Origin of the sequence: Rhodoferax sp. TS-BS-61-7 (assembly GCF_002943465.1) — a bacterium.
Lineage (GTDB): Bacteria > Pseudomonadota > Gammaproteobacteria > Burkholderiales > Burkholderiaceae_C > Allorhodoferax.
The window spans coordinates 353,073-373,508 of sequence record NZ_PTQY01000003.1; the positions used below are offsets into that span (position 1 = coordinate 353,073).

Annotated in this window: 22 protein-coding genes; 13 read left to right on the forward strand and 9 right to left on the reverse strand. The window is 62.8% G+C overall.

Annotated elements, in window-relative coordinates; translation table 11 throughout:
* The 4 genes from C5F53_RS10430 to C5F53_RS10445 form a co-directional block, all read right to left on the reverse strand.
* A complete protein-coding gene (locus C5F53_RS10430; protein WP_105261309.1) occupies nucleotides 1-1,263 on the reverse strand; it encodes an ABC transporter substrate-binding protein in 1,263 nt (420 codons plus the stop codon).
* A 105-nt stretch (nucleotides 1,264-1,368) separates the two neighbouring features.
* Complete coding sequence (locus tag C5F53_RS10435) at nucleotides 1,369-2,619, reverse strand: ABC transporter substrate-binding protein (protein WP_105261310.1); 1,251 nt, start codon at nucleotides 2,617-2,619, stop codon at nucleotides 1,369-1,371.
* A gap of 168 nt (nucleotides 2,620-2,787) precedes the next feature.
* A complete protein-coding gene (locus C5F53_RS10440) occupies nucleotides 2,788-3,771 on the reverse strand; it encodes an ROK family protein (RefSeq protein ID WP_105261311.1) in 984 nt (327 codons plus the stop codon).
* A gap of 18 nt (nucleotides 3,772-3,789) precedes the next feature.
* Nucleotides 3,790-4,158: a phosphomannose isomerase type II C-terminal cupin domain gene (locus C5F53_RS10445; protein WP_094477259.1), complete on the reverse strand. Its 369-nt coding sequence runs from the start codon at nucleotides 4,156-4,158 to the stop codon at nucleotides 3,790-3,792.
* Between the two features lie 151 nt (nucleotides 4,159-4,309).
* Between C5F53_RS10445 and C5F53_RS10450 the strand changes: the two genes are divergently transcribed.
* The gene (locus C5F53_RS10450) at nucleotides 4,310-5,035 is read left to right on the forward strand and encodes a DnaJ domain-containing protein (protein WP_105261312.1); all 726 of its coding nucleotides are present in this window, start codon (nucleotides 4,310-4,312) and stop codon (nucleotides 5,033-5,035) included.
* Between the two features lie 14 nt (nucleotides 5,036-5,049).
* Here C5F53_RS10450 and C5F53_RS10455 read toward each other — a convergent pair whose 3' ends face one another.
* A complete protein-coding gene (locus C5F53_RS10455) occupies nucleotides 5,050-6,171 on the reverse strand; it encodes a class I SAM-dependent methyltransferase (protein ID WP_105261313.1) in 1,122 nt (373 codons plus the stop codon).
* Between the two features lie 75 nt (nucleotides 6,172-6,246).
* Between C5F53_RS10455 and C5F53_RS10460 the strand changes: the two genes are divergently transcribed.
* The 8 genes from C5F53_RS10460 to C5F53_RS10495 all read left to right on the forward strand — a co-directional run bounded on the left by C5F53_RS10460 (nucleotide 6,247) and on the right by C5F53_RS10495 (nucleotide 12,345).
* Nucleotides 6,247-7,029, forward strand: a complete 783-nt coding sequence (locus C5F53_RS10460) for an SDR family NAD(P)-dependent oxidoreductase (RefSeq protein ID WP_201740831.1) — start codon at nucleotides 6,247-6,249, stop codon at nucleotides 7,027-7,029.
* Nucleotides 7,026-7,427, forward strand: coding sequence for a dihydroneopterin aldolase (locus tag C5F53_RS10465; RefSeq protein WP_105261315.1), 402 nt, complete (start codon nucleotides 7,026-7,028; stop codon nucleotides 7,425-7,427). The genes C5F53_RS10460 and C5F53_RS10465 overlap by 4 nt, the downstream gene beginning before the upstream one ends.
* 7 nt (nucleotides 7,428-7,434) lie before the next feature.
* Nucleotides 7,435-7,806 (forward strand): dihydroneopterin aldolase, encoded by a 372-nt coding sequence (locus tag C5F53_RS10470; protein ID WP_105261519.1) that lies wholly within the window; start codon nucleotides 7,435-7,437, stop codon nucleotides 7,804-7,806.
* 26 nt (nucleotides 7,807-7,832) lie between these two features.
* A complete protein-coding gene (ttcA, locus tag C5F53_RS10475; protein ID WP_105261520.1) occupies nucleotides 7,833-8,789 on the forward strand; it encodes a tRNA 2-thiocytidine(32) synthetase TtcA in 957 nt (318 codons plus the stop codon).
* A gap of 10 nt (nucleotides 8,790-8,799) precedes the next feature.
* Nucleotides 8,800-9,396 carry a DUF4136 domain-containing protein gene (locus tag C5F53_RS10480; RefSeq protein WP_105261316.1) on the forward strand — a complete coding sequence of 199 codons (597 nt, stop codon included), beginning with the start codon at nucleotides 8,800-8,802 and terminating at the stop codon, nucleotides 9,394-9,396.
* The gene (locus C5F53_RS10485) at nucleotides 9,397-10,047 is read left to right on the forward strand and encodes a histidine phosphatase family protein (RefSeq protein WP_105261317.1); all 651 of its coding nucleotides are present in this window, start codon (nucleotides 9,397-9,399) and stop codon (nucleotides 10,045-10,047) included.
* Between the two features lie 14 nt (nucleotides 10,048-10,061).
* The gene (locus tag C5F53_RS10490) at nucleotides 10,062-10,520 is read left to right on the forward strand and encodes a hypothetical protein (protein ID WP_105261318.1); all 459 of its coding nucleotides are present in this window, start codon (nucleotides 10,062-10,064) and stop codon (nucleotides 10,518-10,520) included.
* 70 nt (nucleotides 10,521-10,590) lie between these two features.
* Nucleotides 10,591-12,345 (forward strand): lysoplasmalogenase family protein, encoded by a 1,755-nt coding sequence (locus C5F53_RS10495; RefSeq protein WP_105261521.1) that lies wholly within the window; start codon nucleotides 10,591-10,593, stop codon nucleotides 12,343-12,345.
* A gap of 5 nt (nucleotides 12,346-12,350) precedes the next feature.
* Here C5F53_RS10495 and ruvB read toward each other — a convergent pair whose 3' ends face one another.
* Nucleotides 12,351-13,424, reverse strand: a complete 1,074-nt coding sequence (gene ruvB / locus C5F53_RS10500; RefSeq protein ID WP_105261319.1) for a Holliday junction branch migration DNA helicase RuvB — start codon at nucleotides 13,422-13,424, stop codon at nucleotides 12,351-12,353.
* 152 nt (nucleotides 13,425-13,576) lie between these two features.
* On the opposite strand from ruvB, the gene C5F53_RS10505 reads away from it, so the two are divergent.
* The gene (locus C5F53_RS10505) at nucleotides 13,577-14,671 is read left to right on the forward strand and encodes a carbonic anhydrase (protein WP_161499922.1); all 1,095 of its coding nucleotides are present in this window, start codon (nucleotides 13,577-13,579) and stop codon (nucleotides 14,669-14,671) included.
* A 51-nt stretch (nucleotides 14,672-14,722) separates the two neighbouring features.
* Here C5F53_RS10505 and ruvA read toward each other — a convergent pair whose 3' ends face one another.
* Nucleotides 14,723-15,295 (reverse strand): Holliday junction branch migration protein RuvA, encoded by a 573-nt coding sequence (gene ruvA, locus C5F53_RS10510; RefSeq protein ID WP_105261321.1) that lies wholly within the window; start codon nucleotides 15,293-15,295, stop codon nucleotides 14,723-14,725.
* Between the two features lie 110 nt (nucleotides 15,296-15,405).
* Between ruvA and C5F53_RS10515 the strand changes: the two genes are divergently transcribed.
* A complete protein-coding gene (locus C5F53_RS10515) occupies nucleotides 15,406-16,431 on the forward strand; it encodes a PhoH family protein (protein WP_105261322.1) in 1,026 nt (341 codons plus the stop codon).
* Entirely contained in the window at nucleotides 16,431-16,877 is a 447-nt protein-coding gene (ybeY, locus tag C5F53_RS10520) for an rRNA maturation RNase YbeY (RefSeq protein ID WP_370446722.1), read from the forward strand. The genes C5F53_RS10515 and ybeY overlap by 1 nt, the downstream gene beginning before the upstream one ends.
* A gap of 346 nt (nucleotides 16,878-17,223) precedes the next feature.
* On the opposite strand, the gene dtd is transcribed toward ybeY, so the two are convergent.
* Both dtd and tyrS read right to left on the reverse strand, forming a co-directional pair.
* A complete protein-coding gene (dtd, locus tag C5F53_RS10525) occupies nucleotides 17,224-17,688 on the reverse strand; it encodes a D-aminoacyl-tRNA deacylase (protein ID WP_105261324.1) in 465 nt (154 codons plus the stop codon).
* Between the two features lie 8 nt (nucleotides 17,689-17,696).
* Nucleotides 17,697-18,941 (reverse strand): tyrosine--tRNA ligase, encoded by a 1,245-nt coding sequence (gene tyrS, locus C5F53_RS10530; RefSeq protein ID WP_105261325.1) that lies wholly within the window; start codon nucleotides 18,939-18,941, stop codon nucleotides 17,697-17,699.
* A gap of 122 nt (nucleotides 18,942-19,063) precedes the next feature.
* Here tyrS and C5F53_RS10535 point away from each other — a divergent pair, with 122 nt between their 5' ends.
* Nucleotides 19,064-20,431 carry a M23 family metallopeptidase gene (locus C5F53_RS10535; protein WP_105261326.1) on the forward strand — a complete coding sequence of 456 codons (1,368 nt, stop codon included), beginning with the start codon at nucleotides 19,064-19,066 and terminating at the stop codon, nucleotides 20,429-20,431.
* The last annotated feature ends 5 nt before the right edge of the window (nucleotides 20,432-20,436 follow it).

Genomic DNA, 20,436 nt, shown 5'->3' on the forward strand with positions numbered 1-20,436 from the left:
TTATTTCTGTTTGGGGGCGCTTACCGCCAACAGCTTGGACAGAGTTTCGGCCACTGTCAATTTATCGTTGTTCCAGAACTCGGACACCACAGTCCGCATGGTGGCTTGCTGCGACGAGGACAGCGCCATGCCGTGGGCCACCGAGGGCACCAGCGTACCGCTGGCAGAGGTGGCCACAAAGTCCTTGCTGGAGGTTTTGGCACATTCGTCAAACTTGTCCATGGGCATGCCCAGGCGCACCGGGATGGAGCCCTTGCGCAGGTTGAACTTCTCCTGGAAGTCCTTGCCCATGAGCAGATAGGCCAGGTAGCCCTGGGCCTTTTGTGCTTCCCAGCCCTTGAGCTGGAACATGGCAAACGAGTCCACGTTAAAGGTGTAGGCCTTGTCGGTCCCCGGCGCGGCCGAGCAGGTGAAGTCTTTGCCAGGGGTTTGGCCGGCGGCCAAAAACTCACCTTTGGCCCAGTCGCCCATGAACTGAAAACCGGCCTTGCCGTTGATCACCATTTCAGTGGTCACGTTCCAGTCGCGCCCCAGCGACTTGTCGTCGGTGTACGCCTTGATGCGGCGAAACACTTCCAGGGATTTCTTCATTTCGTCGCTGTTCAAGGCCGCGCGGTCCAGCTTGACCAGGGCCTTGTCGTAAAACGCGGGGCCACCCACGCCCAGCACCACGGATTCAAACACCGTGAAGTCTTGCCAGTCCTGGCCACCATGGGCCACGGCCACAAAGCCGGCTGCCTTGATCTTGTCGGCAGCGGCAAAAAATTCGTCGTAGGTCTTGGGCAGTGCTGCAACGCCGGCCTTCTTCAGCACGGCCGAGTTGGCCCACAGCCAGTTCACGCGGTGCACGTTCACGGGCACCGCCACGTAACGGCCTTTGTATTTCATCTGGTCTGCCACCACCTTGGGCAAGACCTCATCCCAGCGCTCAAACGAGGCCATCGCATCCAGGCTGGTCAGCACATTAAGTTCAGCCCACTCCTGAATCGCGGGTCCCTTGATGTTGGCCGCTGCGGGCGCATTGCCCACCAGCACACGCTGCTTGAGCACCGCCATGGCGTTTTGTCCGCCACCACCGGTGACCGTGAAATCACGCCAAGTGTGGCCACGCTGGGCCATCATGCCCTTGAGCTCGACGACCGACTTGGCTTCGCCGCCCGACGTCCAGTAGTGGAGCACCTCCACCTCGCCAGCCCACAGGCTCGCACCAGCACACAAGGCCGCACCGGCCCACAGGCAACGCAAAGAGGATTGGAATGACATGGGGATGCAATCTTGGAGAGACGGCCAAATCTGAAACAGCCCCACCCCCGTGGAGGGATGGGGCGTCTGCTTGGCTAGACACTGGCGCTTGCGCGCCAGCACGACTTACTTGGTAGCAGCAGCTTTGGCGATGTTCTTCACACCGTCAGCCACCGAGATCTTGTCGTCGTTCCAGAACTGGGACACGGCGTCCTTGATCGCGCCTTCGGCAGCTGGCTTGATCGCCATGCCGTGGGCCACGGAAGGCACCAGACCACCGGACTTGGCGGTGTCCACGAAGTCCTTGGCGGACGTCTTGGCGCAGTCGTCAAACTTGTCCATCTTCATGTTCAAACGCACAGGGATGGAACCCTTGTTCAAGTTGAACACTTCCTGGAACTCGGTGCCCATGATGGAAGCAGCCAGATCGCCTTGGGCCTTTTGGGCACCCGCGTCCTTGAGCTTGTACATGGCGAACGAGTCCACGTTGAAGGTGTAAGCCTTGTCGGTGCCAGGAGCAGCAGCGCAGATGTAGTCCTTGCCAGGCACTTTGCCAGCGGCAGAGAACTCGCCCTTGGCCCAGTCACCCATGAACTGGAACGCAGCCTTCTCTTGGATCACCATGGCAGTCGCCAGGTTCCAGTCGCGGCCAGGAGCGGCAGCGTCGGTGTAACCCTTGACCTTGCGGAAGGTTTCCAGAACCTTGGTCATGGTGGCGCTGGTCAACGCTTTTTGGTCCAGCTTGATCAGGGCTTCGTTGTAGAACTTGGTACCACCCACGCCCAGAGCCACAGACTCAAAGGTGGTGAAGTCTTGCCAGTTCTGGCCACCGTGTGCCACGGGGATCAGGCCAGCCTTTTTGACTTTTTCAGCAGCAGCAAAAAATTCGTCCCAAGTTTTGGGAGTGCCGGTCACGCCAGCCTTCTTCAGCACGGCGGAGTTGGCCCACATCCAGTTCACGCGGTGCACGTTCACGGGGGCAGCCACGTAGTTGCCCTTGTACTTCATCACGTCAGCCACGACCTTGGGCAGCAGCTCATCCCACTTTTCGGCCTTGGCCGTAGTGTCCAAGTTGGCCAACACGCCTTCGGCAGCCCATTCCTGGATGGCTGGGCCCTTGATTTGGGCAGCAGCAGGAGGATTACCGCTCACCACACGGCTCTTCAGCACGGTGGCAGCGTTGTCGCCAGCACCACCAGCCACGGCAAAGTCTTTCCAGACGTGGCCCTTGGCTTGCATGATCTTCTTCAGCTCAGCAACCGATTTGGCTTCGCCGCCGGATGTCCAGTAGTGCAGGACTTCCACTTCACCAGCCACAGCGGCCGAACCAGCAACCACGAGTGCCACAGCGGTGGCGAGTTTAGAAAGCTTCAACATCTTGTCTCCAAAAAAGTTTTGTCTTCGTGACCCCTTGTGGGGCCCAAAGCAACGTTGAATTCGGACCAGCACCATGCCAATTCGAATTAATTAATTTTTCATTAATTTTCAACATTGAACTACTAGGAGTTTCCCTAGGGCGACTTAAATCAATTCAATTGATCAAAATCAGGGCACCACAAGGGCCAAGGCGGCGTAGTCGCCCACCTGCTCGCCCAGGCCAGCGGGCACGATCTCCACGCCTTGGGTCAGCGCCGGCAGCTTGCCCTGCAGGTAGGCCTGCAGCTTGGGTAGCAAGTAGTCGCGGTTGTGCCAGAACACACTGCCGCCCACACTAATGCGCTGCAAATCCAGCGTCGCCACCATGTTGAAGAGGGTACGACCCATCACGTCACAAAGACCATCCACAATGGCCACAGCGCCCGCATCACCTGCGCGAGCAGCTATAAAAAGCGTAGCAGCGTCGGCAAACCCGTCTTTGCCAAAACGGCGCGGGATGGCGTTACCCGCCACCAGCCCCTCCACATCGCCCACCAAGCCGCAGCCGCACAGGGCGTCATCGTTGGTGCTCACAAAGGTGTGGCCCGCGTGCCCTGCGTTGCCGTTTTTGCCACGCAAAATATGGCCGTCCACGCACAGGCCCATGCCAATGCCGGTGCTCCAGGTCACGTAGGCACAGTTGTCTTGTCCCTGCAGGGCGCCCCAGCGGCGCTCCGCCTCCAACGCTCCCACGCCGTCGTTTTCCACCCGCACATTTGGGAAAACCGCCTTCAGCGGGGCTTCCAGCAGGGCCGTGGTCCAGTCGTTGGGCAGGCCACGGGCCTTGCCGGCCAAGCCGCCGCAAATGTTGGGGCCAGCCAGCTCGACCATGCCCTGATTGATGACAAACGGGCCGCAGGTGGCCACACCCACCGCAGAAATGTCGGCCACCGCAATGCCGGCCAAAGCACAGCTCTCGCCAATCAGGCGGATGATTTGCTGCGCCAACGCGTCGTTGTTACCCACCTTGGCTGTGGGTTCCGATACTTTGCCGCGCACGCCTTGGGCGTCGGCCATGTTCACGGCCACTTTGGTGCCGCCAATGTCCACACAGGCCACCGGTGGGCAGCCCGCGGGCAGTTGAACAAAAGGAGTTGAAGTTGTCGTTGCCATGGTGCTTGGGTTCCTCAATTACTGGCGACCGTAGTCGTCTTGCAAGCGCACGATGTCATCTTCGCCCAGGTAGGCGCCAAACTGCACCTCCACAATTTCCACCGGCTCGGTAGTCAGGTTGGCCAGGCGGTGCACCTGCCCCACGGCGATGTCGCAGTGCTGGCCTTGGGTCAGGTCAAACACCTTGTCATCCAGCGTGATGCGGGCGGTGCCCTGGGTCACCACCCAGTGTTCTGCGCGCTGGTGGTGCTTTTGCAAGCTCAGCTGCTGGCCTGGCAGTACGCCGATGCGTTTGATCTTGTTGCCCGCCACCTCCGACACGGTCTCGTACCAGCCCCAGGGGCGGAGCGTGCGTTCAATGGTCTCTGTGCGGTGGGTGGTCGTCATGATTAAACATTCCTTAAAACTCGCGGCCGATACTAACTTGCAAGCAAGGGGGCGCGTTACCGTGCCGTTACGGCGCCGCCGTGTACGGCTTGTTACATGTATATGATTTGGCCACGATAAAACAAACAATACCGGCCAGGGGAGCCGCGACATGGATTCTGCATACAACGTCCTGGGTGTTCCCGGCAACGCCACGCCGGAGGAAATTAACCAAGCGCTCCAAAAAGCGCTGCACCACTACAACCACGCCAAGCTGGCCCAGGACAGCGAAGCCGTTACCCGAGTACTGGCCATCCGGGAAGCCCACAAAATCTTGTCTGACAGCCACATGCGCGCGGCCCATGACCGCAAGCTGCTGAGCTATGTCAACCGTCCGCGGACAACACCCAAAATCGCCATGGAAGAAGTGCCTCCGCCTTGGTACACCAATTTCTTGTATGTCGGGGCCTTGCTCGTGCTGTCCATGTTCGCCATAGGCGGCTACATGTCCCATGCGCGCGACAAGGCCCGAGCAGCGCACGAGGCGGCCGTGGTCGAAGAGAAAAAGCTGGCCGCAGAGGCCCAAGCGCGCGAAGACGCAGAGCGCAAGCGGACGGAGGAACGTCTGGCCCGTCAGCAGGCCGACGACAAGGCGCGTGAACGGCAAATGGCCGCTGATGCATCGAGCAGCCTGCGCAGTGCCATGCAGGCGGAGTCGCAAGCGCAGCGGGACATGCAACGCCTGGCGGACACCGCGCAGAGAGACAAGCAGCGCAAGGAGTACGAAGCCAAGTCTGAAGAGCGCCAGCGCGTCTACGAGGCGCAGCGGCGGCTGGCGGCAGACCAGCAACGCATCCGCGAACTCTGCTGGCAGCAGTACCGGCACACGCAGTGCTGAGCCGGGCGTAGACCCTACAGGCGGTGGGTCCGGTCGCCGCGTGCAAAGCCCAGCAAGGGTGCGTCAACGCCACGCCCCAGGGCGATGGCCTTGAAAAACTCGCCCATTTCGTGCTCCAGAATCAGCTTTTGTGCCGCCACGCGCTCCGGTAGCGGCGCATCTTGCATGGCCTCCACCAAGCCGCAGTTGATCAGGAGGTGGGCCTGGCTGGTGTAGCCCAGCACGTCCAGCCCCGCGTCCTGCGCGGCCAAGGCGATGCCGGTGAAATTGACGTGGGCGGTGATGTCCTTCAGGCCCACGGCCTGCAGCGGGTCCGGGTCGCTGCGGTGCGCTTGGTGGCACATCACGGTGCCCATGTGGCGCTGCACGTGGTAGTACTCACTCTCCGGGAATCCATAGTCCAGCAACAGGGCAGCACCCAGCACCAGGCGGTCCGCCAACGTGCGCACAAAGGCCTCGCCCTGGGGGTGAATCTCGGTCAGGTAGTCGTGCTCGCCCTCGATCTCGACCGGTGGCCGCAGCGCGGTAGGCCGGTCACCCCACTGCAAAGCGCCCTGCTCCACCACCACGCCGCGCTCAAACCAGACGCCGCTTTTGCGCACCAGCAGCTGCACCGGCATAGCGTCCAGTACCTCGTTGCCCACCACCACACCGCGCATCTGGGCCGGCAACGCGCTCACCCAGCGCACCTTGCCTGCGTGGGCCGTCAGCGTCTGCGCCTGCCGCGCCTTGAGCGAATCGGACAGGTCCACGATGGTGTAGCTGCGCACCTGGTCGCCCAGGGCCTCCAGCAGCTGCAGGGCCAAGGCGCCGGTGCCCGCGCCAAACTCCCAGACCTCGTCAGTACCCGTAGCTGCCAACACCTGGGCCACTTGGCGGGCCAGCGCCTGGCCAAACAGCGGCGTCATTTCAGGCGCGGTAACAAAGTCGCTGCCGGCTCCCGCCACGCCCTCGGCACCGCGCAGGCCCTGGGGCATTTGGCCGAATTTGGACAGGCCATTGGCGTAATAACCCAGGCCTGGCGTGTAGAGGGCCTGGCCCATAAACGCGTCAAAACCCTGCCATCCGCCAGCTTTTTCGATGGCATCCGCGATAATTCGGGTCAGGCTGGCCGGAATGCTTTCGGCAGTGAACATGAACAACGGTCTCGTGTTTGGTAAAGCCAAGGATTATCTTGCCCCCTCACCCCCACTCTGCTCAAGGACTATTTGGTGCTTAAACGCGTACTCGTCACCGGTGGCGCCCATCGCCTGGGTGCGCTGCTGTGCGCCCAGTTTGCGCAGGCGGGGTGGGAAGTATGGTGCCACTACCAGCGCAGTGCCGAGGCGGCCGAGGCGCTGTGCGCCAAGCTGCGCGCCCAGGGCTACACCGCCCATGCCATCCAGGCCGACCTGGGCCAGGAAGACAGCCGCCGCGCCATGGTGCAACAGATTGCTGCCCAATCCGGCCCACTGCACTGCTTGGTGAACAACGCCTCCAGCTTTGAGCCCGACAGCGGGCAGGCCATGGATGTGGACGGCGCGCGCCAGCAAATCGAGGTGAATCTGTTGGCGCCCTTGTCGCTGTCCAGCCTGATGGCGCAAACCGATACCAATGAGCCATCGGGTGCGCGCAGCATCCTCCACGTGCTGGACCAGAAGGTTTTCAACCTGAACCCCGATTATTTCTCGTACACCGTGACCAAACTGGCGCTGGAGCGTGCCGTGGCCCTGCAGGCGCAGGCCCTGGCACCTGCCATTCGCGTCTGCGGCGTAGCGCCAGGCCTGATGTTTTTAAGCGGCCCGCAAACCCAGGATAACTTCGACCAAGCCGCCCGGGTGAACCTGCAGCGCACGCCGCTGGACCCCGCCCAGGTGGCTGCTACCTGCGTGTTCCTGGCACAAAACCCCGCCATCAACGGTGTGACCATTGCCGTGGACAACGGACAGCACCTGGTGCCTTTGGCGCGCGACGTGATGTTCATGGTGCCCGCCGCCAACGGAGCCGCGCCATGAGCGACCGTATGTTTGAAACCCTGGCCGTGGAGTGCCGCCGCCTGTTCCTGCGTGACCACGTGGTGCCGGTGCAGATTGGCGCGCATGACTTTGAGAAGGGCGTGACCCAGCGCCTGGTGTTCAACGTAGAGTTGTTTGTGCCCTATGCCAGCACCACACCCAAGGCCGACAAGCTGGCCGAAGTGGTGGACTACGACTTTGTGCGCGAAGTGATTGCCGCACGCATTGCCCAAGGCCACGTGGAATTGCAGGAAACCCTGTGCGACGATTTGGCCGCCCGGTTGCTGGCCCATCCGCAGGTGCGCGCCGTGCGCCTGTCCACCCAAAAGCCCGACGTGTACCCCGACTGTGCGGGCGTGGGCGTTGAAGTATTTCGCATGAAAGGCGCCAATGCGTGAAGAGAACATGAAGGCCAGCACCGGTCACCAAACCCTGACCCTCACGGGCCTGCGTTTCGACGCGAACCTGGGCATTCTGGAATCGGAAAAAACCGCGCCCCAGCCGATCCAGGTGGACGCCGAACTGAGCCTGGGTACCCAGCCCCTGTTGCCGCACGACGATGACATCAACCATGTGCTGGACTACCGCAAGGTGCGCCAAATCATCATCGCCGAGTGCACGGCCGAGCATGTGAACTTGCTGGAAACGCTGATCGGCAAGCTCTCGCACCGCCTGATGCAATTGCCCGGCGTACTGGGTGTGCGCGTGAAGATTGCCAAGCTGGAAATTTTTGAAGACTGTGAAGTGGCCATCCGTATGGAGACGGGCCAGTGGTAAGCGCGCATGGCGCAATGGAGAAAACTATGAGTGCAGTGTGGGTAGAAGATGAAGCCGCAGAGGCCGCACATGCGGCGTCCAACCGGGACAAAGAGCTGAAAATCGAGCGCGAAACGCACAAGTTGGAAAAACGCCTGTGCCGCCAGGTGGGCCAGGCCATCATGGACTTCAACATGATTGAGGAAGGCGACCGTGTGATGGTGTGTATGTCCGGCGGCAAGGACAGCTACGGCATGCTCGACATCCTGCTCAAGATGCAGCAGCGCGCGCCCATCAGCTTCGAGATCGTGGCGGTCAACCTGGACCAGAAGCAGCCCGGCTTCCCTGACCACATCCTGCCCGAGTACCTGGCCAAGCTGGGTGTGGAGTTCCATATCGAGACGCAGGACACCTACTCCATCGTCAAGAAGAACATCCCCGAGGGCAAGACCATGTGCAGCCTGTGCAGCCGCTTGCGCCGGGGCATTCTGTACAACGTGGCGCGCAAGCTCAAGTGCAACAAACTCGCGCTGGGGCACCACCGCGACGACATGTTGCAAACCTTCTTCCTCAACATGTTCTTCGGCGGCAAGCTCAAGGGCATGCCGCCCAAGCTGACCAGCGACAACGGCGAGTTTGTGGTGATCCGCCCGCTGGCCTATGTGGCCGAGAAGGATCTGATTCGCTGGGCCGCGCACCGTGCATTCCCCATCATTCCCTGCTCGTTGTGCGGCAGCCAGACCAACTTGCAGCGCGTGCAGATTGGCAATATGCTGCGCGACTGGGAGAAGCAGTACCCGGGCCGTGCCGAGACCATGTTCACGGCGCTGCAGAACGTGGTGCCTTCGCACCTGATGGACCACACCAAACACGACTTCAAGGCCATCCGCCCCACCGGCCTGGAAGACGAGAATGGTGACAAGGCCTTTGACGAGGAAGAGTTCCCGGCCCCCGCACTGCCCAGCCTGAGCGGCTTGCCAGGCGTGCAAGTGGTCACGCTCTAAGGAGCCACACATGGCGCACTCCACCTGGCTGCAACGCACCCTGCTCCTGCTGGCGGCGGTGGCCCTCACGGGCTGTTCGCTGCCGCGCATGATCGACAGCGATGTGCAAAGTTTTGTAGGCAACGCACCGGCTCTCACGGGCGCGAGCTACCGGTTCGAGCGCTTGCCCTCGCAAGCGGACAGCTCCGACCAAGACCAGATCGAAGCGCTGGCGCAAGAGGCGCTGGACCACATCGGCCTGCAGCGCAATGACAGCGCAGCTCGCTACCTGGTGCAGGTGAATGTGTCGGTGGACGGCATGCGCAACCCGCACTACCGCCCGCCGCGCCCCAAGCTGGTGGTGGGTGCCAATGGGCTGGTGTACGAAGAGTGGCCGTGGACCATGAACGTGGAGACCCCTTGGTTCCGCCACCGCACCCAGCTGCTGCTGCGCGACAGCGGCACGGGCCAACTGGCCTATGAAACTGCGGCCGTCTTCGAGGGCCCTTGGCGCGACACGCTAAACCTGCTGCCCCCCATGCTGGAGGCCGCGCTCAAGGACTATCCCCTTCCGACCAAGCGCCGGGTGGTGGTGGAGCTGCCTGCAGCAGGCCGGGACACACGCTGAATGGCGGCCACCCGCATCATTGCCGTACGCCACGGCGAAACCGCCTGGAACGTGGACACCCGCATCCAGGGCCAGCTCGACATCGGCCTCAACAACCGCGGCCTCTGGCAGGCGCAGCGCGTGGGACTGGCGCTGGCCGATGAAGCCATTGACCACATCTACAGCAGCGACCTGTCGCGCGCCCACACCACCGCCCAGGCCATTGCGCAGCACAGCAGCACCCCTAGCGCACGCACGGTGCGCCTGCACACCGGCCTGCGGGAACGTGGCTTTGGCACGTTTGAAGGCCAGACCTGGGCCGCCATTGCCGAGCAGTGGCCCGAAGAGTCGCGCCGCTGGAAAACACGTGACCCGCACTTTGCACCGCCAGGTGGCGAAACACCCACACAGCTGTTAGCCCGCGTCTCGCGCACCGTGAACGAGATTGCCGCCCAGCACCTGGGCGAACACATCGTGCTGGTGGCGCATGGTGGCGTGATGGACATGCTATACCGCTTGGCCACGCAGCAAGAGTTACACGCCCCGCGCACCTGGGAGCTGAGCAATGCTGCCATCAACCGCCTGCTCTGGACGCCCGACGCCCTGACCCTGGTGGGCTGGGCCGACACCGGCCACCTGGACGAAAGCACGCTGGACGAATCCAGCACCTGACACGGAGTACCGGCATGGGCCACTACTGGGTGCACGCAGCCTCTGTCCCGTGGCAGGATCAGCTGCTCTACATAGGGCTTATCCTGGCCGTGATCGTGCTGCTGTTCCTGGTGTTCTGGTGGCGCAAACGCGCGCGTCGGCCCGCGCAGGGCGACTTCGCGGCACTGGCCAGCCAGACCAATGTGGCCGAAGCCCTGGCCGCCCAAAACCGCAGTCCGCTGGCCGATGCGGCTGAAGCCTGGCAGCAGACCCAGGACACGGTGGAGCATCTCAAGTCAGGGGTGGAGCGCGGGCTGGCCCTGGTGTGGGCGGTACTTTCGGGCCTGCTGTGCCTGATCAGCGTCACCGCCGTGTTGAGCTTCGCCTGGGACTACCCCGACATCGCCTGGGGCACGCTCGCCTTTTATGCAGTGCTGGGTGCTGTCTGCGCCTGGTTTACGCGCACGCAGTGGCGTGACTTCCGACAAAACTAGAAGCGCCGCTCTACAGCGCCCTAGGGTTGTCCCGCTCGGCACCAAGCGCTTGCTCGGCAAAAATGCCGGCATGAGCAAAGTCATCGTATTCGCCACCCCCGTTTTCCTGCTGCTGATCGCCCTGGAGTTCTTTTGGAGCCGCCGCGCCACCGCCCGCGTGCCCAGTACACAGGCCTACCGGCTCAACGACGCGATCAATAGCATCAGCCTGGGCATCCTGAGCCAGGTGGGTGGTGTGCTTACCAAGGTGCTGAGCGTGGGCATTTACACCGCGGTGTTTGGCGCAGTGGCCCTGTTCCCGGATCTGGAGTTCTGGAAAACCTGGTACGGCGTGGTGCTGGCCCTGGTGTTTTACGACTTTTGTTACTACTGGCTGCACCGCGCCGGCCACGTGGTGGCGCTGTTTTGGGCGGCCCATGTGGTGCACCACCAAAGTCAGCACTACAACCTCTCCACCGCCCTGCGCCAGACCAGCAGCGGCACCTTGTTCGGCTGGGTCTTTTACCTGCCGATGGCCGTGGCCGGTGTGCCGCCGTTGATCTTCGGCATCGTGGCCCTTATCGACCTGCTCTACCAGTTCTGGGTGCACACCGAGCAGGTGGGCAAGCTGGGCTGGTTTGACCGCGTGTTCTGCTCGCCCAGCAACCACCGCGTGCACCACGCGGTGAACGACCCGTACATCGACAAAAACTACGGCGGCATTCTTGTGCTGTGGGACCGCATGTTTGGCACCTTTACCGAAGAAAAGGAGCCCTGCGTCTATGGCACGCGCGGCCCGCTCAACAGCTGGGACCCGCTGTGGGCCAATGCCGACGTCTACTGGGGCCTGGCCAAGGACAGCTGGGCCACCCGCCGCTGGAGCGACAAGTTGCGCGTGTGGTTCAAACCACCGGGCTGGCAGCCTGCGGACTTGGCTGCCGCCCACCCTAAGCCCGCCTTCACGCTGGCGCAGGTGCAGACCTTCAACCCGGTGCTGAGTACAGGCCAGCAGTGGTTTGCCGGCTTGCAGTTTGTGGTGTTGCTGGGCGCCGTAGCGGGCTATTTGTGGGTGGCAGACGGTTTGAGTTTTGCCCACGCAGCGGTGGGCTGCGTGGCCCTGTCGGCTGGGGTGTGGGCGCTGGGCCGCTACCTGCAACACACCCTGAGCGCTCTGGAGGTGCTGATGGTGGAAGCCGCGGCCCTGGCCACGCTGGGCGCCATGGAGTTGCTGCCCTACTACCTGCTGACCAAGCCCTTGGTCATGATCATCGCTATGGTTTTTGTAGCTGCTTGCGCAGCATCCATGAGGTCTAGAGGCCAATTTGATAAAAAATCCGTGGCACTGCTGCTGGCTGCCTTGCTGTTTTCGCTGGGTGGGGATGTGTTCCTCATGCTGCCGGGCGACTACTTCATCCCCGGTCTGGCGTCGTTTTTGGTGGCCCACCTGTTCTACATCGCCTTGTTCCGCCAGGGCGTGGGCTGGTTCGTGCAGCGCAAGATGCTGTGGGGCCTGCTGGCCTTTGGCGCACTGATGGTTGCGGTGCTGTGGGGCAGCCTGGGCGACCCGGTGCTCAAGGGCGCCGTGGGCGCCTATGTCACCGTCATCTGCCTCATGGCTGCGCAGGCCTGGTCACGGGCCAGTGTGCAGGGCGATGCGGCATCGCGCTGGGTAGCGGTGGGGGCCTGTGTGTTCATGCTCAGCGACTCGCTGATTGCCATCAACAAGTTCCTCACCCCCTTACCCCTGGCCCCGTTCTGGATTTTGCTGACCTACTACGCCGCGCAGTTGCTGATCGTGCACCACGTGCTGGCGCGCCTGCACCAGGCCCCGGCTACGCGGGGGTAGCGCCCTCAGTCGCCCAACAGGTCCACCGCCGGACCGGCGGGCGCCGTCACCCCCAGGTGGCGGTAAGCGGCCAGCGTGGCAATGCGCCCGCGTGGTGTGCGCTGCAGGTAGCCTTGCTGAATCAGGTAGGGCTCGATCACGTCTTCAATGGTTTCGCGCTCTTCGCCAATGCTGGCGGCAATGTTGTCCAGCCCTACCGGGCCACCGTCAAAGCGGTGGATCACCGCCTCCAGCAGTTTGCGGTCCATCAGGTCCAGTCCTTGCGGGTCCACGTCCAGCATGGCGAGTGCGCGGTTGGCCATGTCCAGCGTGATGGTGCCGCTGCCCTTGACTTCGGCGTAGTCGCGCACGCGGCGCAACAGGCGGTTGGCAATACGCGGGGTGCCGCGCGAACGGCGGGCGATCTCGAAGCCGCCGTCTTCGTCCATCGGCACGCCCAGTAGCACTGCGCTGCGCTTGACGATGCGGGCCAACTCTTCGTTGGTATAAAACTCCAGCCGCGCCACGATGCCAAAACGGTCACGCAGCGGGTTGGTCAGCATGCCCGCGCGCGTGGTGGCGCCCACCAAGGTGAAGGGCTGCAAGTCCAGCTTGATGCTGCGCGCGGCGGGGCCCTCGCCGATCATGATGTCGATCTTGTAATCCTCCAGCGCGGGGTAGAGGATTTCTTCCACCACGGCCGACAGGCGGTGGATTTCGTCGATGAACAGAACGTCGTTCTTTTCCAGGTTGGTCAGCAGCGCAGCCAGGTCCTTGGGTTTTTCGAGCACGGGGCCGCTGGTTTGGCGCAGGTTCACACCCAGCTCGTGGGCAATGATGTGGGACAGCGTGGTCTTGCCCAGGCCGGGCGGGCCAAACAGCAACACGTGGTCCAGCGCTTCGCCGCGTTTTTGCGCCGCACCAATGAAAATCTCCAACTGCTCACGCACCTTGGTCTGGCCCACATACTCGTCCAGCAGCTTGGGGCGCAGGGCGCGCTCAATCGCTTCTTCGCTGCTCGAAGTGGGGGCGGCAGACACCACCCTGCTGGTGCCAGCGGGCAAGGGGGGAACAGCAAAATCGTCGGTCTGGATGCTCACGCAAAGGGCCTGTAGGTTGCAAAATGGGCGAAACGCGGGGTGGGCTGCCACTATAGCCTGCGATGGCCGCAGCTCAAGAAGCGGGCCACAACTGCCGATACAAAAGCCAAGCCCCCATTCCCGTCCGTGCACGTCTGAAAGGCCACGCCCCCATGCTCTTCCGCCCACCAGCCTTGCACCGCCGCCTGGCACGGCGTACACCCCGTTCGCCCGCCCTTCTTTGCGCCCTGCTGCTGTTGACCGGTCTGGCCAACGCAAACGACCCGCCCCCAGCGCCCAAAAGTGGGGTCAAAAAACCAACAGCCGACATCACGGCCACCAGTGCATCCAGCCCCAAAGAAGTGGGCGACCAGCTGCGTGAGGCGCTGGGTACTGCGGTGCCAGGTAAGAAGAAACTCACCATCGTGGTCAGCGGCAAAGCGGCGGGCAACGGCACACCGGCGCCCGTGAGCACCAGGAGCACACACACCACCAGCGCCCAAGCCCGCGCCGCCGCCCTGGTGGGCCACGGCCAGACCGTACAGATGGCACCGGCTGCGCATGCGGCGGACGCCCATGGTGGCGACGTGCACTGGTCGTACGAGGGCGAAGCCGGCCCGCAGGCCTGGGGCAAGCTCAAACCCGACTTCAACGTCTGCGCCCTGGGCAAACGCCAGTCTCCTATCAACATCGAAGACGGCAACACCTTGCAGGGGCCGGCCGAACCGGTGAAGTTCAACTATGCACCCAGCAATGGCACGGTGATCAACAACGGCCACACCATCCAGGTGGATGTGCAGGGCGAAAACAGCATCACTGTGCGGGGCGCACGCTACCAGCTGTTGCAGTTCCACTTCCATTCACCGTCCGAGGAACAAATCAACGGGCAGCGTGCCGCCATGGTGGCGCACCTGGTGCACAAGAGCGACGAGGGCCAGCTGGCGGTGGTGGCCGTACTGCTGCAGCCCGGCGAGGCCAACCCCATGGTGGACAAGGTGTGGACCTATATGCCGCTGGACGCAGGCGACCGCGTGCGCATGCCGCGCGAGTTGCTCAACCTCAACGAACTGCTGCCGGCCGACCAGCGCTACTACCAGTTCATGGGCTCGCTGACCACGCCGCCCTGTTCCGAGGGCGTGTTGTGGATGGTGCTCAAACAGCCCACCTCACTGAGCCGCAGCCAGCTCAAACTCTTCACCCAGCTCTACCCCAACAATGCGCGCCCGGTGCAAGCCCTGAACGGCCGTCCGGTGCGCGAGGCGCAGTGACTTGCTATAAATTCAGTAGCTTCTTGCGCAATATCCACGGGCGCTAGAGGCCTATTTTGCCAATGCCTTGAGGGCCAGCTTGATACCGTCGCTCACGCCCACATCCTTGGGCAGCGCCTTGAGGGCGGCGGCGGCTTCCTTGTCGCTGTAGCCCAGGGCCAGCAGCGCTTGCAAGATGTCGTTCTGCGCATCGCTGGCGCCGCCCAGCGGTGCGCCCATGTCGGCGCCCAGCTTGCCCTTGAGTTCCAGCAGCAGGCGTTCGGCGGTCTTCTTGCCAATGCCCGGCACCTTGACCAGGCGCCCGGCCTCCTGCAGCGTCACCGCCTGGGCCAGGTCGCCCACGTCCATGCCCGACAGCACCGACAGCGCCGTGCGCGGGCCCACGCCCGAAATTTTGATGAGTTCACGGAAGGCCTCGCGCTCTTTGGCGGAGCCAAAACCGTAGAGGATTTGCGCATCCTCACGCACCACAAAATGGGTCAGCAGGCTCACCTTCTGGCCTTCGGCCGGCAGGTTGTAGAAGGTGCTCATGGGCACCTGCACCTCGTAACCCACACCGCCACAGTCCACGATGACCTGCGGGGGGTTTTTGTCGCTGAGGGTGCCTGAGAGTTTGCCGATCATGGTCTTTTGCCTGGGGTTGTAGCGGGAGGTGTGGCCTGGCGGCCGAACATTGGGGACAATGCAGGGTAACGCCAGCCTTGGCGCCCCCCTAGCCCTGCCGGATTATCAGCTTGATTCTCAAACACATCTTCACCCCGCTGAACAACAGCCGCCTCTCGCACCTGTGTGGCCCGACCGACGAACACCTGCGCACCATCGAGCGCGAACTGGAGGTGCGCATTGCCCACCGCCACGAGCAGTTCAAGGTGGAAGGCGCCAAAGCCCAAGCCCAGCGTGCCATGGAGATGCTGCAGGCGCTGTACGAAATTGCCGGCCGCCCGATTGCCGCCTCCACCGTGCAGCTCATGCTCAGCGGCGACGGTGGCGCGGACGCCGATGGCCCCACGCTGTCCACCCGTCGCGCCGACCTGAAACCGCGCAGCCAGAACCAGGCCGTGTACCTGGACAACATCGCCGAGTTCGACATCACCTTCGGCATTGGCCCCGCCGGTACCGGCAAAACGTATTTGGCCGTGGCCGCCGCCGTGGATGCGTTGCAGCGCAGTGCCGTGCAACGTATTGTGTTGACGCGCCCCGCCGTGGAAGCCGGGGAGCGCTTAGGCTTTTTGCCTGGCGATCTGAACCAGAAGGTGGACCCCTACCTGCGCCCGCTGTATGACGCGCTCTACGACCTGATGGGCTACGACCAGGTGCACAAGGCCTTTGAGCGCCAGCAGCTGGAAATTGCCCCGCTGGCCTTTATGCGCGGGCGCACGCTGAACAACGCGTTTGTGATTCTGGACGAGGCGCAGAACACCACGCCCGAGCAGATGAAGATGTTCCTCACACGCGTGGGCTTTGGCACCAAGACCGTCATCACGGGCGACGTGAGCCAGATTGACCTGCCCAAAACCCAGCTCAGCGGCCTGGTGGACGCCGAGCGCATCCTGCGCCGCACGCCGGGCATTGCCATCACCCGCCTGACCAGCGCCGACATCGTGCGCCACCCGCTGGTGGCCCGCATTGTGGACGCCTACGATGCGGCACGCCTGGAAGACCTGCCACGCATCGCCATTCCCGACCCCGAGGTGGAACTGCCCCGCGTGGGCCTGCCCAAAACCCGCTCTCCCAAAACCACTTCTGCCAAGGCCCGTTGATGCTGCCCGAACTCTCTCTTTCCCTGCAATTTGGCAAACTCAAAGACGCCGACAAACACCGCGCCGCGCTCAAGCGCCACAAGGTGATCCGCTGGATCCGCAACACGCTGGAGGTGGACGGTGAAATCACGGTACGCATCGTCGACGCCGAAGAGGGCCAGACGCTGAACCGCGAGTACCGCCAGAAGGATTACGCCACCAATGTACTGACCTTTGACTACACGCAAGAGCCCGTGGTGACCGCCGATCTGGTGCTGTGCGCGCCAGTGATTGCCAAGGAAGCCAAGGAGCAGAAGAAGACGCTGGAAGAACACTACGCCCACATGATCGTCCATGGCACCTTGCATGCGCAGGGCTGGGACCATGAGTTGGATGAGGATGCGGAAGTGATGGAGTTGCGCGAGACGGAGATCATGGCGCGACTCGGGTTTAAGAACCCCTACTGAGTTTTTGTTTTGGTGCGCGCTTCGGAGCAGCGGGGCCGCACATTTTGCTGCGTGTCCCCCGGCCCCTACGGGGCCTCCTCCTTTACCTACGCAAAATGCACGACCCCACTGCTCCTGCGAGTGTCTGGGACCTTGTTACGCCAACATGCTCTTGGTTTTCCGACGCGCCCAGCGAGGGGATGGGGTCTGCGTTTTGCGTAGGTAAAGGAGGAGCCCGCGCAGCGGGCGGGGGACACGAAGCAAAACGCAGACCCCATCCCCTCGCGTGCAAATACCAAAGAATTGCAGTCTTTTCAGCTCCTAGCCCACGCGAATACTGCGCAAGCAGCTACTAAATCAATAGCAATCAGATAACAGGCACCACCCGCATCGGAATGGTGACCGGCCCATCATTGACCAACTCAACCTGCATGTCCGCCGCAAAAATGCCGGTCTGCACGATGGGGTGCGCCAAACGCGACTGAGCGACAAAGTAGTCGTAGAGTCGCCGCCCGTCCTCGGGTGCAGCAGCCCCCTTGAAACTGGGCCGGTTGCCGCCTGAGGTGTCGGCCGCCAAGGTGAACTGGCTCACGATGAGCAGGCCACCAAGCAGTCCCGCACCGTCCAGGTCCTGCACACTGCGGTTCATCTTGCCTTCCGCATCGCTGAAGATGCGTAGCTTCAGCAGCTTGGCCAAAAGCTTGTCGCCCTGCAGCTCGGTATCACCCTGTTCGGCACACACCAGCACCAAGAGGCCCTGGTCAATCTTGCCGACCAGGGCACCGCCCACCGTCACCTGGGCGCGCCGCACCCGTTGCACCAGTGCCAGCATCGCGCGATTTAGGCGAGTGTCACGCGGGCAAACTTGCGCTTGCCCACTTGCAGCACGTAGGTGCCCGCGCCAAGCTTCAAGCCCTTGTCGCTCACCACATTGCTGTCAATGCGCACGCCGCCGCCGTCAATCAGGCGGTTGCCTTCGCCGCTGGAAGCCGCCAAGCCGGCGGACTTGAGCAGTGCGCCAATACCAATCGCCGCACCGCCCTCGCCCAGGGGCAGGCTGATCTCGTCGATCAGGTCGGGCACACCACCCTTGCTACGGTTGATGAAGTCCTGCTCGGCAGCATCCGCCGCCGCCGCACTGTGGAAGCGCGCCGTGATTTCCTTGGCCAGCGCCACTTTGGCGTCCTTGGGGTTGCGCCCACCGTCCACCTCCGCCTTCAGCGCGGCAATCTCGGCCTCGCTCTTGAAGCTCAACAGCGTGTACCACTTCCACATCAGCACGTCGGAAATGCTCAACACCTTGGCGAACATGGTGTTGGCGTCCTCGCTGATGCCGATGTAGTTGTTCTTGCTCTTGGACATCTTCTCGACGCCATCCAGGCCCTCCAGCAGCGGCATGGTCAAGATACATTGCGGCTCCTGGCCGTATTCGGCCTGCAGCGTGCGGCCCATCAGCAGGTTGAACTTCTGGTCGGTACCGCCCAGCTCCAGGTCACTCTTGAGCGCCACCGAGTCATAGCCCTGCATCAGCGGGTACAAAAACTCATGCACCGCAATCGGGGTACCGGCCTTGAAGCGGTCGTGGAAATCGTTGCGCTCCATCATGCGCGCCACGGTGTAGCGGCTGGCCAGCTGGATCAAGCCGCGCGCACCCAGCGGGTCGCTCCATTCGCTGTTGTAGCGCAGCTCGGTTTTGGTGGGGTCCAGGATCTTGTCAGCCTGGGCGCGGTAGGTTTCGGCATTCGCCTTGATCTGCTCGGCGGTCAGCGGCGGGCGCGTGCTGTTGCGGCCGGACGGGTCGCCAATCATGCTGGTGAAGTCGCCAATCAAGAAAATGACCGTGTGGCCCAGATCTTGCAATTGCCGCATCTTGTTCAGCACCACGGTATGGCCGATGTGGATGTCAGGCGCGGTGGGATCCAGCCCCAGCTTGATACGCAAGGGGGTGCCGGTGGCCTCCGACTTGGCGAGCTTTTTCACCCACTCGTCTTGCGGCAGCAGTTCTTCCACGCCACGCAGGGTCACGGCCAGGGCTTCGCGGACACGATCGCTTACAACTAATTGGGGGCTTAAGGCTTGATTCATAAGGGTTTTTTCTTGTTGCCGGGGGGTATGCGACCGCTATACTGCGGGCTCTCTCCTGCAACGTGTTCGTTGCCAGCGGCTGGATTTTAGTCGTGCCGCCCCATCCACCGGAGTCCCAGATTTTGAAACACGGATTGATCCAAGCCGTTGAGACCTGTCTTGTCTTCGCACGCGACCTGACAGAACGCCACCCCAAACGCATTACAGCCGTCGTGGCAGCCCTGTTGGTGGGCGGTACCGGCGCCACTTTTGCGGTCGCCAACCTGGCGCCCGATGCGGCCGACCTGCCTGTGCGCACCGTGGTCGAATCCATCCCTCTGCAAACCAGCGAATCCAACGTGACGCTGACCGCATTTCCTGCCATTCCGCTGTACCGGTCCGAGGTCACGCGCTCTACCGACACTGCGGATAGCCTGCTCAAGCGCCTGGGGGTGTTTGATGCGGCCGCGGCGGCGTTTCTGCGTTCGAATAGCCAGGTGCAGCAGGTGCTGCTGGGCCGTGCCGGCCGCAATGTCACGGCAGAAGTAGACAGCCAGCAGTCGCTGCTGGGCCTGACCGCCCGCTGGAGCCCGCTGGACGACGGCACCTTCAAGCGCCTGAGCATCCGTAAAAATGGCATAGGCTTCACAGCCCAGCTGGAAACCCTGCCCCTGGTGGCCTCCACCCGCTTGGGCGGCGGCACCATCCAGACTTCTTTGTTTGCCGCCACCGACGACGCCCGCCTGCCCGATGCCATTGGCGTGCAACTGGCCGAAATCTTCTCGGGTGACATCGACTTCCACCGCGCACTGCGCAAAGGCGACCGCTTCTCGGTGGTCTACGAAACCCTGGAAGGCGACGGCGAACCTTTGCGTTCCGGCCGCGTGCTGAGTGCCGAGTTTGTCAATGCTGGCAAGGCCCACCAAGCCATGTGGTTCCGCGAACCCACAGCCTCTGGCGCCGCTCCCAAGGGCGGTTATTACACGCTGGAAGGGGACAGCCTGCGCCGTGCATTCCTGGCCTCACCGATGGAGTTTTCGCGCGTGAGCAGCGGCTTCAAGATGCGATTTCACCCCATCCTGCAAAAATGGCGCGCCCACCTGGGCGTGGACTACGCCGCCGCTACCGGCACGCCGGTCCGCACGGTGGCCGATGGCGTGGTGGATTTTGCGGGCGTGCAAAACGGCTTTGGCAATGTTGTGATGGTCAAACACCGCAACAACCAGACCACCGTGTACGCCCACCTGAGCCGCATTGGGGTCAAAAAAGGCCAGAGCGTCAACCAGGGCCAGAACATTGGCGCGGTGGGCTCCACAGGCTGGGCCACCGGGCCACATCTGCATTTTGAATTCCGCGTCAACGGCGTGCACCACGACCCACTGACCATTGCCCGCCAAAGCGAGTCGGTCCCCGTCACCGCATCCGCCAAGCCCCTTTTCGACCGGGCAGCGGCCGAAGTCCGTGCCCAGCTCACTGCCGCAGCCCAGGTCAGCCTGGCCAGCGCAGAGTAAAACCA

Coding starts and splice junctions, on each gene's coding strand:
- tyrS (WP_105261325.1), bottom strand. CDS start 18,941: ATGAATCAAGCCTTAAGCCCCCAATTAGTTGTAAGCGATCGTGTCCGC.
- C5F53_RS10505 (WP_161499922.1), top strand. CDS start 13,577: ATGCTCTTCCGCCCACCAGCCTTGCACCGCCGCCTGGCACGGCGTACA.
- C5F53_RS10480 (WP_105261316.1), top strand. CDS start 8,800: ATGGCGCACTCCACCTGGCTGCAACGCACCCTGCTCCTGCTGGCGGCG.
- C5F53_RS10430 (WP_105261309.1), bottom strand. CDS start 1,263: ATGTCATTCCAATCCTCTTTGCGTTGCCTGTGGGCCGGTGCGGCCTTG.
- C5F53_RS10465 (WP_105261315.1), top strand. CDS start 7,026: ATGAGCGACCGTATGTTTGAAACCCTGGCCGTGGAGTGCCGCCGCCTG.
- C5F53_RS10435 (WP_105261310.1), bottom strand. CDS start 2,619: ATGTTGAAGCTTTCTAAACTCGCCACCGCTGTGGCACTCGTGGTTGCT.
- C5F53_RS10445 (WP_094477259.1), bottom strand. CDS start 4,158: ATGACGACCACCCACCGCACAGAGACCATTGAACGCACGCTCCGCCCC.
- dtd (WP_105261324.1), bottom strand. CDS start 17,688: ATGCTGGCACTGGTGCAACGGGTGCGGCGCGCCCAGGTGACGGTGGGC.
- C5F53_RS10450 (WP_105261312.1), top strand. CDS start 4,310: ATGGATTCTGCATACAACGTCCTGGGTGTTCCCGGCAACGCCACGCCG.
- ruvA (WP_105261321.1), bottom strand. CDS start 15,295: ATGATCGGCAAACTCTCAGGCACCCTCAGCGACAAAAACCCCCCGCAG.
- C5F53_RS10495 (WP_105261521.1), top strand. CDS start 10,591: ATGAGCAAAGTCATCGTATTCGCCACCCCCGTTTTCCTGCTGCTGATC.
- C5F53_RS10470 (WP_105261519.1), top strand. CDS start 7,435: ATGAAGGCCAGCACCGGTCACCAAACCCTGACCCTCACGGGCCTGCGT.
- C5F53_RS10485 (WP_105261317.1), top strand. CDS start 9,397: ATGGCGGCCACCCGCATCATTGCCGTACGCCACGGCGAAACCGCCTGG.
- ybeY (WP_370446722.1), top strand. CDS start 16,431: ATGCTGCCCGAACTCTCTCTTTCCCTGCAATTTGGCAAACTCAAAGAC.
- ttcA (WP_105261520.1), top strand. CDS start 7,833: ATGAGTGCAGTGTGGGTAGAAGATGAAGCCGCAGAGGCCGCACATGCG.
- C5F53_RS10440 (WP_105261311.1), bottom strand. CDS start 3,771: ATGGCAACGACAACTTCAACTCCTTTTGTTCAACTGCCCGCGGGCTGC.
- C5F53_RS10490 (WP_105261318.1), top strand. CDS start 10,062: ATGGGCCACTACTGGGTGCACGCAGCCTCTGTCCCGTGGCAGGATCAG.
- C5F53_RS10455 (WP_105261313.1), bottom strand. CDS start 6,171: ATGTTCACTGCCGAAAGCATTCCGGCCAGCCTGACCCGAATTATCGCG.